We start from the raw sequence: 13,025 nt of genomic DNA, 5'->3' as shown, positions 1-13,025 counted from the left end.
TCCCTCCATCCTCTATTTATTCAGAAACAGATTTTGCCCGGCTGTTTTTCTTGAAAATCGTCAATCCGATCAAGACCGCGACTACCGCAATTATCCCTGAGAAGATGGCGATTTGACCGCCCATATTGGCTAAGTTTCCTAGGAAGATCCCTGCAACTCCATAGTCGGTATCAGAGAAAGTTGATCCTTGGAACCCAAGATCCCCCATGACTGGCATCAACAAGATCGGCATGAAGCTGATAATGATCCCATGAATAAAGGAACCAATGACGGCGCCTCGCACACCACCCGTTGCATTGCCGTAAACACCTGCCGTTGCGCCACAGAAGAAATGGGGCACGACACCTGGAATAATAACGGTTGTTCCTGTGAAGACCATGATGATCAAACTAACGATTCCACCGACAAAGCTGGTTAGAAAACCAATCAGAACAGCATTTGGCGCATAAGGAAAGACAATCGGACAATCCAATGCAGGAATCGCATTAGGAACAAGCTTTTCGGAAATTCCTTTAAAGGCTGGTACGATTTCTGCCAAAATCAGACGGACACCAGCTAAAATCACAAAGACACCAGCGGCAAACGAACCGGCTTGCTGCAACGAATAAATGATCGAGTTCGTGCCATTGCTAAGATTTTCTGTAATAAATTCACTCCCAGCAAAAATTGCTACGATCACGTATACAACAGCCATCGTAATCGTGATACTAACAGTAGAGTCCCGCAAGAAAGACAGGCCTTTCGGAAAATTGATGTCTTCGGTAGATTTTTCCTTATTGCCGACGTATTTCCCAATCAACCCGCTCAATGCGTAGCCGAAGTTCCCCGTATGCCCCAATGCGACGGAATCATTTTTAGTAATTTCTCGAGTAAACGGTTGTGCGATCGCTGGGAAAATCGTGTTACAGATCCCTAACGCTAAGCCGCCAAATAAAACTAGATTAAAAGTATCCATTCCAGTAACGCTCAAAATCACCGCAATCATGCAAGCCATATACAACGTGGCATGCCCAGTCAAATAAATGTATTTAAAGCGAGTGATACGGGCAATCAAAATATTGAAGGCCATGCCGGCTAACATAATAAGTGCGGTATAGGTGCCGTAAGTCGTCAAAGCCAGCGCAACGATCGCTTCGTTATTTGGGACGACCCCTTGCATGTTAAAGGCTGCTTGGAACATCTCCCCAAATGGCGCCAGAGAGCTTTCGATCACCCCAGCCCCGGCAGTGACCACGAGAAACCCAACAAAGGTTTTGATGCCCCCTTTGACGATCGTGGCAATGTCTTTTTTCTGCAGTACATTCCCCAAAACAGCGATCAGCGCAACTAAGATCGCTGGGGTACTCGCGATATCAACAAGAATATCTAAAAATTCGTTCATGACTGTCTACTCCTTTTTATAGTAATCCTTTTTCCTGACAAACGGCTTGAACCTTTTGCTTCAATTCATCGAGATCGATAATACTGTCTAACACCACGATCTCACCTAGATGCTGCGCACTATCGGCTAAATCGCCACCAACAAAGAAAACATCCGCCATATCGGGTGCAGCACTTCCTAAATCATAATGGGACACTTCCACACCTGAGACACCCAATTCATTTAAAACAGAATTGATATTCATCTCCACCATAAAACTTGATCCTAATCCTGACCCACACACTGCTGCAAATTTCATTTTTCATCTTCTCCTTCTCTGATCACTTCAATTATTTGATCCGCATTGGTTGCGGAAAGTAACGCAGTTAGTTTTTCATTATTCGACAAAATTTTTGTTAAACTCGCTAACGCTTTTAGATGGAGCTCATTGTCAACCGCCGCCAAACATATAAACACGTGAATAGGGTGTTGCGGATCATCATTCAAAAGCACTGGTTCTTTGACTTTTAATAACGACATCCCGATCGCATTGACCCCATCTTCTGGACGCGCATGGGGCAAAGCGATGCCTTTTCCAATATGGATAAAGGGACCGTGATCCACCACTTTATTGATCATGGCGGTTATATACTGTTCCTCAATCTTATTAGTCTTTTTTAATGGCGCAGCAGCTTCTCGAATGGCTTCTTGCCAAGTCAGCGGCACCTCGGTAAATTGGATGGTTTCTGCTGTTAATAAATCTGATAACATCGGACGTTGGTCTTCCCTTCTATTCAATTCTCGATTGATTTTTCTTTGCAAAATTTTTCTCAGCTTTTGCTTACTGATTCCTGCTTTTAAATCAACATAGGGCAAAATCACTTCTAACACATCGTCAATGGAATGCAAACCAGTTTTTGAAGGAAAGAATGCCGCTTGTACGTTTCTAAGCAGTTCATCCTTCTCAATGGGCGTCATAATCGGATTGATCACATAACATGGTCGTTTGGTTTTGATCGGGGCACTGGAAAAAATCAGATCAATCTCGTCATTGAAACGAACATTTTCATACTCTTCGATCGAACGAGCCGGAAAAAAATGGATCTGGGGAAACAGTTCCTTTAATTCTGATTCCAAAATCAAGGATGAACTGATGCCGCTTGGGCAGACAACTAATGCATTCAATTGGAAGTAATCACGTTTGGCCTTTTGTTTACTGATTTCTCCACCAAACAAAATCGTAAAATAACCGATTTCTTCATCAGGGATCGTACCGACTAGGTCTTCTAAAGAACCCAGTGCTCGTCTCGTCAGTTCAAACAACTCATTGTATTGCAGCTTGATTTCTTCAATCAGTACATTCTCCAGTGGAAAACCGTAGCGGATTCGAAAATACGCCGGGACAAGATGATAGAATGTGTTCATCAAAAGGGTGCGATAGTCCACAAACTCGATAGCTGCCAGCCGTTCCATTTCATGAATGATCTTACTGGCACATTCCAATAAAAACTCTAATGAAGTATCTTCGATATCTCCTTGCAGAATCGTTTTCAACAGGATCGTTACATAAAGTTCTTCTGTTTTCCGATCTTTGATGGCAGGAAATTCTGCTAAAAACTGCTGACTAACTTGATGGACATGCAGCGACTGTAGCAGCGATGTTTCTGTCTCCGCTAAAGAAACAGACGTTTCTGCCATCCGAAAGGATAAATAATTAAGAAAATAAAGCATTTCTTCGAAGCGGCTCGGTACGATCACCAGATTGAAGGCAGTCAATGTTGCGGACAAACGATCTCTTATTTGAATATATATCGTTTTATTCTGCTCATAGATTCCCTCAAATAAAAGCAAATTCCCATTTTTCGTATTGGATAACGCACTGACTTTTCGAAAAGCAAGAGCGCGAATCTGATATTCCTCTCCTTCTAGATAAAAGCCATATTTTCGAGAGTACAATAGTTGAATCTTGAAAGCTGCAAGTTCCTCTCTGATCCCCTTTAAATCCTTCAAAATCGTATTTTTACTGACATAGAACAGCTCTTGAAACTGGTAGACGGATAAGTCTTTCACTGCTGAAAAAGTCAGAAGATAAATCATGGACCGCCGCTCTTCTTCCGAAAAAAACAACGTGTTCTTCTGGACATCGAAAAGAATTTCCGGCCATTTTCGTTGAATCAGCGAAGGAATCAAAACTTCTCCCTCATGCATCGTGATTCGTTGATTCAACCGCTGTTCAGTGATTTGATTGATCTTGGCAATCTCCGCCAGAAATTCCTCATCCCTCCACTTCGTCAACTGAAGAAACGCCTCAATATTTGGTTCTGAAAACAGATACGTCAATTTGAAATGAATCATATTTGCTACCCCCACCTAAACTATAGCTTGCACAAAATGAAATCGCCATCATTTCTCGGCACAACTGAAGCTCCGTTTTTTTTAAACGATGGACCGAAGAGGAGATTTCAAGGATTACCATAACATCCAATAAAGTATTCGAGAAGGTTTTATTGATAGAAGCAAATGATAAAAAATACAACATTAAAAAAAGCGAATCATTTATTGATTCGCTTAGATAATGATGCTATTTGTTGTTTTATTATTGAAACTATCAGAATCATGAAGGACAATCGTCTTTTTTCCAATATACTTTTTTAAAGTTATTTTCTAATACCTAAAAATACTTATCTTAATGAATGATGGAAAATAGGCTTCTTCTATCTACTCACTTATACTCACAGGAATCGTTGTTCCCGTTTCTTGCGCCTCTGCGGTTTCATTTTTCACTTGCTGCTTTTCCAATATTTTGAAAAATGGCATATAAATAAAATATGAAATGAAAATCGATACAAAAGACCAAACGGCTGCTCCAATACTACCATTAGTAGCTAAATAAGGACCAATAATAGGAGGAATAGTCCATGGAACTTGAATAACAATCGGTCCCACTATACCAATATTCATTAAGATATACGTACCGATACATAGGACCATAGGCGTTGCTATAAACGGAATAAGCATTACAGGATTCATCACAATAGGCAAACCAAAAATAACCGGTTCATTGATACAAAAAATAGCTGACGGCAAAGATAATCGTCCAATCGACTTATACATCTTACTTCTGGAATGGAGCATATTTAACACTAGACCGAGTGTTGATCCAGTTCCGCCTAAACACATAAAGACAATCCAAAATCCATCGGCAAAAACATGAGGTACTTCTGCACCACTTTGAAAAGCTGCCGTATTATCAGCAAGATAACTTAGGAAAACAGGGGTCGCAATTCCAGACAAAACATTGTCTCCGTGGATTCCACATATCCATAGCAAACAAACGAGAAGTGTGTATAACAGCATGCCTGGGAGTGTTCCCATCCCTTGCATTAAAGGTTGGAAAACAATAGTAATGATTTCATTGATATCAACCCCTAATAAAGTTCTGACGATCCATATAACGGTCAGAATAAATGCCCCTGGGATTAACGTTGCAAAAGAGGTTGCTACAGTGGGCGGCACACCTTCTGGCATTTTTATTACAATATTATGAGTGACAAACCATTTAAAAGCATGAGTGACAAATACCCCAACAATGATCGCGGTAAACATACCACTAGCACCAAAATTAGCCAAATTTATCGTCCAGTCATCGTTTAATGTTGCTAGAAGAAAGCCGATAGTTGTGAGCATCGAATTAGAAATAGCATCAACACCAAACTCTTTTCCTAAATGATAGCCTATGCCAATGGCAGATATCAGTCCAAGGATTCCGAACGTAACATTGACTGGTGCATTCAACTGCGGCCCCCAATTTGACACAAAATCCATCCATGACTGTATTGGAAAGTTACCAATGATTAGGAAGATACTTCCAACAATAGTAAAAGGAATCGTCATGGAAATCCCATTTCTTATAGCAACTAAGTGTTTACTATTGCCTATTTTCAGCAATATAGGCAATACCTTGTTCTCAATGACCTGCATCTTTTTTCCTCCTTTTAGTTCACGACTTCCTTATCAACCACCAATACAGGATCTTTGTGCAACCATAGAGAAGTAACTGGACACTCTTTTGTAATCGTACCGCATAGAAATTGTTGTATCGCAGATTTCTTTTTTGCCCCACTAGCTTGTACGATCATTGTTCCAGATTGTAATAATTGTCCTATCCCTAACGTAATTCCTTTCGTACGATCAACTTTCTCATCTGAAAAATATTTTTTCCCAACACTTTGGGTTGATTCGTCTAAGTTCACTATATGAGCTTTATCTTCGAAGGACGAACCAGGCTCATTAAAACCTAAGTGCCCATTTACTCCAACCCCAAGCAAACTCAGTGTTAATCCTCCATTCTCCTCGATAAATTTATCAGCTTTTTTGCATTCCTCATTTAAATCATCGGCTAAAGGATCAAATGTGTGAAGTTGCTTTAGGTCAATAGGAACCCGATTGAATAAGTTTCTTTTCAAATAAGATATACAACTGCCTTCATTTTTCGGATCGATTCCAACCCATTCATCTAGTTCAATAAACTTTGCCTGGGATAAATCTATTTCTTTATTGATTGCTGCTTCTGCAATGATGTTAAGCGTTCCTACGGGTGTATCACCACCTGCAAAGCAATATAATCCATTTGGCTTTTCTTTCAAGACATCTAAAATGAGTTTTGCACAGATCTTACTGACTTCCTGGTAATTTGCCTCAACATAGTATTTTACTTTCATTGTCATTCTCCTTTAAAAAAATTCGGCAGATATTCTTTGTGTGCTAAAAGCATTTCATCAAGTAGTTGCTTTGCTGTCCTATCACTTGGAACTAAGGGATTGATCGTCATCGCTAATAAAGCAGTGTTATAGTCTCCCGTAACAGCTGCTTGGGCCGCTATACGTTCAAAAGACTTAATTTGTTGAACTAGTCCTTTGATAGGAATAGGTAATTCACCTGTAGTCAAAGGGATCGGTCCTTGTTTTGTAATCAAACAATTTACTTCAACCGCTGAATCACAATCGATATCACTGATGGCACCATTATTTCTTGTATTGACCGTTTGAATATCACGTTTGTCATTATAGATGGAATTAATTAAATTACATGCTGCTTCACTATAATAAGCGCCCCCACGTTCTGACAATTGAGGTGGTTTGATTGCTAGATGTTCATCTTTATAAAGTTCAAACAACTCATGCTCGATTTTCTGCACAACTTCTGCACGAGTTCCTTCTTTCTTTGCTGATCGTTTTTGCTCAGACAACATAGTAGCTGTTTGATAGTAATACCTTAAATAGCCGATGGGAATCATGCCAAGTGTTCGGAAAAAATTTGGTTCCCATTCTAAATCAGCAATGTTTTTCAGACCAACTGCATCGCCAGTATCTTGCGTCATCAATGTAAGTACTTTTTGGGTCACATCAATCCCTTTATGATAAATCTTTTTCGCAAAAACCATATGATTTAGCCCAGTAAATTCAACATATAATTCTTCTTTGGGTACTTTTAATGTTTCTGCAATGCCACGTTCTATTCCAATTGGTCCATTACACAAACCTACTACTCTACGCATATTGCTATGGCGTAAGACAGCTTCTGTCACCATGCCAGCTGGATTAGTGAAGTTGATCAGCCATGCTTCTGGGCAAAGGCGCTCCATATCTTTCACTATTTCTAAGATAACAGGAATCGTGCGTAATCCTTTAAAAAGCCCTCCTGGACCATTCGTTTCTTGTCCAATCGTGTCATATGTTAAAGGAATTCTCTCGTCTTTCGCTCGCGCTTCCAAAAGACCTACACGAAATTGCGTCGTAACGAAGTCCGCATCCTTTAATGCCGCTTCACGATCAAGAGTCATATAAATTTTCATTGGAAGGTTCGCTTTTTTTACCATACGTTTAGCAAGTTCCCCAACTATTTCTAATTTCTCTCTTCCTTGTTCAATATCCACAAGCCATAATTCTGAAATCGGTAATTCAGCATATCGTTTAATAAATCCTTCTATCAATTCTGGTGTATAACTTGATCCACCGCCAATTGTTGCAATTTTTATTCCTTTATCCATCCTGAAACACTCCTTTAACTTAACTACATGGTCAGTATAGATTATTTTTATCCCCTTAAATACCGCTTTTAAGTAAACGGTTACAAAAACAGACGATTGACACCGGTTACAATCCTGTTACAATTTGTAACAGGAGGGGATTACTATGTTGTTTCTTGACTATCAACCAGACTTAAATGAAACGGATATTGAGGTATATAAAGCAATTATTTCAGAGGTAAATGCAGTTGCTTCCATGAGTATTCGAGAATTAGCTGAGAAAAGTCATACGAGTACTGCCAGCGTATTACGCTTTTGTAAAAAATTTCGCTGTACCGGTTTTTCTGAATTTAAAATTTACCTTAGTGCGTATCTCGAATCTCTTAAAGAAGAAAAAGAGGTAAAAACACTTGATTTTGAGAGTGAACTCTTGAATTTTTTAGCACGAACACAAGACAAATTCTTTGAAGATAAATTTGATGAGGCAGTTCACTTATTGATGGAAAAAGAGCTGATTATTTTTATTGGCGTAGGCTCCTCAAATGTTGTTGCTGAATATGGTTCTCTTTATTTCTCGTCACTATTTAACATGGCGATTCGCATTGAAGATCCTAGTAATTATCCTATTAATTACCTATCCACTGAGTTAGCAAAAAAAATGTGTATCGTCGCTTTATCCGTTTCCGGCGAGACCACAGAAATCATTCAATATTTAAATCATTTGAATCTATCAGAAAGCTCAGTAATAGGAATTACCAGTAGCTCTAATTCAACACTTTCTAAATTAGCTGATATTTCAATAACCTATAATATTTCGCTAGAAAAAATTAATGAAGCTGATATTACAACCCAGATACCGGCAATGTATATTATTGAAAAGTTAGCCAAAACCGTGAGAAATAGAATGGAAACTCAATAGATTTGTATAAAAAAATTCTTGCTAATAAATTCTTCAGGTAATTCTTTCCGTCTAAACACAAGTTCACCGACCGATATTTCCACAAAAAAAGAGACTCACATACATCTATGTGGTCTCTTTTTGTTATATAGATTTGTTCAGTTTATTTGTTTCACTTACCTTTGGTTTGAAACGACTTCAAAAAATCTTGTGAAGTTTCCTCTTCTCAATCATTTGCCTCTTCATTTCCTATTGTTGAGGTAACTTTTTCATCGATACGTAAAAATGGTAAGTAGATAAAAACACTCACAGCAATGATCGCAATTTGTAAGACTGATGCTCGCCAATCGCCACCAGTTGCTAAAAATCCAGATATGACGGGAGGAGTGGTCCAAGGTATCTGCACGACTACATGATTGATCAAACCAACAGCTGTCGCAAAATATGCAACTGTTAGGGAAAAAATCGGCGCCAATACAAATGGAATAATCAAACTAATATTGAAAACAATTGGTAAACCAAAAATGATTGGTTCACTGATATTAAAAAGTGCTGGAGTTACGGATAATTTTGCAAAGTCTTTGTAATCTTTACGACGACTAAAGATAAAAATAGCAATTAGCAAAGCAATAGTATTTCCTGACCCTCCCATAACAGCAAACGTATCTTTAAATGCCATGTTTATGATATGTGGAATATCTTCCCTATTCGCATAAGCAGCCATATTCTCTTGCATATTTTGAATCAAGAACGGATCGAGAAGTGAACCTGATATCACTGCTTGATGAATTCCAAACCCAAAAAAGAGATTTGCAATTGAGGTAATTAAGAGGAACCCTGGTAAACCTGTCGTTACCCTACTTAAAGGCCCAGTGATTAGAGTAGTAATCAACGAATTAACATCCATATTGAATAATTGATTGACAGCAAATGAACCAATTGCGAAGGTAGTCACGGTAATCATGATTGGAATAAGGACGTTAAAAGACTTCAACACAGCTGGAGGGATATTTCCTGACAATTGAATTTGTAACTTTTTATTATTAGATAACTTAATAAAGAGTTCCGTAGCAGCTAAGCCCACAAAAATTCCAACGAACATTCCTGACGCACCAGTATGAGTGACAGGAATAACCCCACCTACTTCCAGCGCTTCTTGACTTCCTTCTGGTGTAAACATCGTCATCATAGGGGTGAGAACAATAAACGTTGAAATAGCGACTAGAACAGCAGCAATATGATTTGTATAATTTCTGCTAACACACATATGATAAGAAACTGCCGCAACAACTAATAGTGTCGTTATACTTAGCGTTCCATTACTGATGGAAGTCCCGATCTCTTGAATCGTCGTTAATGTTGCTGGATCAATAATATTTCCCATAAATCCTGTTGGCTCTAAAATAACATAGTTGATCAATGTAACAAATCCCGCCAACATCATAAAAGGCATAAAAGTGGCGAAAGCATCCCTTAGTGTTCGAAGATGAATCTGGTTCCCTAACCTTGTGGCTATTATTCCGAACTTTTCAAAAATAGCATCTTTTTTACTCATAATTCCAATCAGTCTCCTTTTTTAGTTGTAAGCGATTGCTTATGGGATGATCATACACCAGCTCTTCCAAAAAGTAAATATCTTTATTTAAAATTATATATCTTTTTTTGAAAGTCAAAAAAAGACCAACGAAATTCGTTAGTCTTCACTTCTCAACAAAAACTGCTTCAAAAATAAAATCTTTGTATAAATGTCTCGAAAGAGAATATTCAAACGGTATACCAGAAGACAATGACACCACTTTGTCTACCTCTATCATAAACTCGCCTGGTTTTACAGAAAGAATTTCCGCATCGAAATCATTTGCCACATCCCCTTTGATCCAAATATGGGAAGATTTAATCTCTAGACTAAGCTCATTTGTAATGTAGCCATATACAGAACGTTTCAAATGCTTTGGTTCTAACCCCGGTATAACAGAAAGTGGCATAAACGTTTGCTCAATAGAATAAGGCTGTTCATCAATAAAACGACTTCTAATAATATTATAGACATACTCTTTTTGATTTATTTCTAAAATTTCTGCAACTTCATTCGATGGCAACTCAATTGAGAACGTATGGATTTCAGAAGTCACATGTTCTTCCCCTACTAAATCAAAAAGACCTTCATTTGGTCCAAACACTTTCGAATTATCAATTGGTCTGCGTAGAACTTCCGTTCCAAATCCACTACGTGTTCGTAAAACTCCCTCTGATACTAGCATATCAATACCTTTCTTCACAGTGAGCTTACTTGTTTGATACTCATGCGCAAGTTCATCGCCCGTAGGTAATTTTTCACCGATTTGATAGGTTCCATTGGCAATTTTTTTCTTTACCTCCGTATAAACCTCCATATATTTTGGCTGTTTCTTCATAACTTACTCCCTCATACTCATCTCTATTACTTATACTTTAACATAAAAATTGTCTTTTTACAGCTAAAACCATACCCATCATAAAAAGATATATATTTTTAACAAAAAGTATTTATTTATATCAAAAGCAATGTTACACTGTTAAAAACGAACAGGAGGAAACGATAATGTCAATACATACTCAGTTAACATTTCCAGCTGACTTTTGGTGGGGATCCGCTTGGTCAGCAGAACAATCTGAAGGGCGTGGAGAAACAGGAAAAGCAGAGACCGTATGGGATCGGTGGTTTCACGAAGAACCTCATCGTTTTTATAAACGAATTGGACCTAGTATTACGACAGACCATATCCATCGTTACCACGAAGATATTCAATTGATGAAACAAACCGGGCACAATTCATTTCGGGTGTCTATCTCATGGGCACGAATGTTTCCAAATGATGGGGTTGGTAAAGCGAACGAGAAAGCGATAGCCTATTATCGAGATCTTTTTACCGAAATGAAAAATAATAATATCAAAGTTTTTGCGAATCTCTATCATTTTGACATGCCAGCAAAATTACAAGATAAAGGGGGATGGGAATCACGTGAAGTTGTTGAAGCTTATGTAAATTTTGCTGATACCTGTTTTCTAGCGTTTGGCGACTTAGTTTATCATTGGTTCACCTTTAACGAACCTTTGGGGCCAATCTTGGGCTCTTATTTAGAAGATTTTCACTATCCAAATCTCATTGATTTTAAACGTGGTGCTCAAGCAGCGTTCTTTACCATATTAGCCCATGCAAAAGCCATTCAAACTTTTAAAAAATACCAGCTATCTAGCAAAATCGGAGTAATTCTCAATTTGAGTCCGACTTTCCCAAGAAGCCAAAATTCAGCAGATAAAAAAGCAGCAGAAATTGCGGATCTTTTTTATACTCGTAGTTTCTTAGATCCCATGGTCAAAGGAGTATTTCCAGAAAAACTAGTCTCTTTGCTGGAGGAATATGACCAATTACCCGTTGATTTCAATGACACAGACCTAAAAATTATTGAAGAGAATACCGCGCAGATACTTGGTCTAAACTACTATGAACCACGCCGTGTCAAAGCAAGAACTTCTGCCGTTAATTTAGAAAGTCCATTCTTACCAGAATGGTTCTTTGAAACGCATATTATGCCTGGTCGTCGAATGAATGAATATCGTGGATGGGAAATCTATGAAAAAGGAATTTATGATTTATGTAAGGACATCAAAAATAACTATGGAAATATTGAATCCTTTATCTCAGAAAACGGTATGGGTGTTGCTAATGAAGAACGGTTCATGGATGAAAATGGTCAGGTGATTGATGACTATCGCATTGAATTTATCCAAGATCATCTCGCCTATTTATGGAAAGCAATTCAAGATGGCTGTAATATAAAAGGGTATCATCTATGGACATTCATTGATTGTTGGTCATGGATCAATGCATATAAAAACCGCTACGGCTTAGTTTCTTTAGATTTAGCCACACAGAAACGTACAATAAAGAAAAGTGGCTTGTTTTACAAGGAACTAAGTAAGCAAAACGGTTTTTCCTACGATCTCGAGCGATTGGTAGATTAGCATTCACGAATATGATCGATAGTGATCTGTATAGAAGAAACCTGTTGCCACAACTCCTCTCTAGCACCTTTTAAGAAGGCGACAGGGTTTTATTAATAAAAAAATAACCGTTTCCTTGCTAAAGTCGACGGTTATTTTTTTGTTATTTTTCACTGTGGCTAGGATACGAAAGAGCAGCACGGCAATAAATGTACCAGAATTTATCTGGAACTTATTAGCCGCTAGTTTCGATAATAATGCTTCCCTTTTCTTTAAACATTGCATTCGTTTTTAGATGTTCGAACACTTTTCAAAAATGACTACATCGAACACCTTATTCCAATTGAGAATAAGGTTTTGCCTATGTCGCTTATCGATTTTGTTTGAAAATATCCTTGTTAAAGTTGAAAAATCACTCTCTTCTTGCTATACTAACTATGTAAAGAGGAGTTGTTGCCACAACCCCTCTGCAGCGCCATTTAAGACGGCGACAGGTTTTTTAACTTAAAAGATAACCGTTTCCCTGTTAAAGTCGACGGTTATTTTTTTTTGTCATTTTTCACTGCGGCTAGGATACCAAAGATCAGCATGGCGGTAAATGTACCAAAACTGATCATTAGCCCGATTGCTTCCGCTGTGGACAAAAAGGCTTCTCCTTTCTGAAGAGTTAGTACTTACATTCATAAGCACCACCACCTTTCAAAGATAGCCACCGTCACAAACTTTACTGCAGTCAAATGGTACCATACTTCCA

Annotated in this window: 11 protein-coding genes; 2 read left to right on the top strand and 9 right to left on the bottom strand. The window is 38.2% G+C overall.

Features of this window, described 5'->3' with window-relative positions; all coding sequences use genetic code 11:
- Nucleotides 1-16: 16 nt before the first annotated feature.
- The 6 genes from IGK85_RS02615 to IGK85_RS02590 all read right to left on the bottom strand — a co-directional run bounded on the left by IGK85_RS02615 (nt 17) and on the right by IGK85_RS02590 (nt 7,409).
- Nucleotides 17-1,381 (bottom strand): PTS ascorbate transporter subunit IIC, encoded by a 1,365-nt coding sequence (locus IGK85_RS02615; RefSeq protein WP_008377920.1) that lies wholly within the window; start codon nt 1,379-1,381, stop codon nt 17-19.
- A gap of 16 nt (nt 1,382-1,397) precedes the next feature.
- Nucleotides 1,398-1,679: a PTS sugar transporter subunit IIB gene (locus IGK85_RS02610; RefSeq protein ID WP_005227537.1), complete on the bottom strand. Its 282-nt coding sequence runs from the start codon at nt 1,677-1,679 to the stop codon at nt 1,398-1,400.
- Nucleotides 1,676-3,715 carry a BglG family transcription antiterminator gene (locus IGK85_RS02605; RefSeq protein ID WP_008377917.1) on the bottom strand — a complete coding sequence of 680 codons (2,040 nt, stop codon included), beginning with the start codon at nt 3,713-3,715 and terminating at the stop codon, nt 1,676-1,678. The genes IGK85_RS02610 and IGK85_RS02605 overlap by 4 nt, the downstream gene beginning before the upstream one ends.
- 363 nt (nt 3,716-4,078) lie before the next feature.
- Complete coding sequence (locus tag IGK85_RS02600; protein WP_008377916.1) at nt 4,079-5,341, bottom strand: PTS sugar transporter subunit IIC; 1,263 nt, start codon at nt 5,339-5,341, stop codon at nt 4,079-4,081.
- 14 nt (nt 5,342-5,355) lie between these two features.
- Nucleotides 5,356-6,081 carry a glucosamine-6-phosphate deaminase gene (locus tag IGK85_RS02595; protein ID WP_008377914.1) on the bottom strand — a complete coding sequence of 242 codons (726 nt, stop codon included), beginning with the start codon at nt 6,079-6,081 and terminating at the stop codon, nt 5,356-5,358.
- A gap of 2 nt (nt 6,082-6,083) precedes the next feature.
- A complete protein-coding gene (locus IGK85_RS02590; protein WP_008377912.1) occupies nt 6,084-7,409 on the bottom strand; it encodes a 6-phospho-beta-glucosidase in 1,326 nt (441 codons plus the stop codon).
- Between the two features lie 145 nt (nt 7,410-7,554).
- Between IGK85_RS02590 and IGK85_RS02585 the strand changes: the two genes are divergently transcribed.
- On the top strand, nt 7,555-8,307 hold the full coding sequence (locus IGK85_RS02585) for a MurR/RpiR family transcriptional regulator (RefSeq protein ID WP_005232077.1): 753 nt from the start codon (nt 7,555-7,557) through the stop codon (nt 8,305-8,307).
- Nucleotides 8,308-8,512: 205 nt separating this feature from the next.
- On the opposite strand, the gene IGK85_RS02580 is transcribed toward IGK85_RS02585, so the two are convergent.
- Together IGK85_RS02580 and IGK85_RS02575 are read right to left on the bottom strand one after the other, a co-directional pair.
- The gene (locus IGK85_RS02580) at nt 8,513-9,841 is read right to left on the bottom strand and encodes a PTS sugar transporter subunit IIC (RefSeq protein WP_005227522.1); all 1,329 of its coding nucleotides are present in this window, start codon (nt 9,839-9,841) and stop codon (nt 8,513-8,515) included.
- Between the two features lie 145 nt (nt 9,842-9,986).
- On the bottom strand, nt 9,987-10,700 hold the full coding sequence (locus IGK85_RS02575) for a GntR family transcriptional regulator (protein ID WP_008377910.1): 714 nt from the start codon (nt 10,698-10,700) through the stop codon (nt 9,987-9,989).
- A gap of 167 nt (nt 10,701-10,867) precedes the next feature.
- On the opposite strand from IGK85_RS02575, the gene IGK85_RS02570 reads away from it, so the two are divergent.
- The gene (locus IGK85_RS02570) at nt 10,868-12,292 is read left to right on the top strand and encodes a glycoside hydrolase family 1 protein (protein ID WP_429972131.1); all 1,425 of its coding nucleotides are present in this window, start codon (nt 10,868-10,870) and stop codon (nt 12,290-12,292) included.
- A 518-nt stretch (nt 12,293-12,810) separates the two neighbouring features.
- Here IGK85_RS02570 and IGK85_RS02565 read toward each other — a convergent pair.
- Nucleotides 12,811-12,915: a putative holin-like toxin gene (locus IGK85_RS02565; RefSeq protein WP_017144486.1), complete on the bottom strand. Its 105-nt coding sequence runs from the start codon at nt 12,913-12,915 to the stop codon at nt 12,811-12,813.
- Between the last annotated feature and the right edge of the window lie 110 nt (nt 12,916-13,025).

It is taken from the genome of Enterococcus sp. AZ015, from assembly GCF_050499225.1.
Taxonomy (GTDB): Bacteria; Bacillota; Bacilli; order Lactobacillales; family Enterococcaceae; genus Enterococcus_D; species Enterococcus_D entomosocium.
The sequence above is the reverse complement of the archived record's forward strand: the minus strand, read 5'-3'. Positions and strand labels throughout refer to the sequence as shown.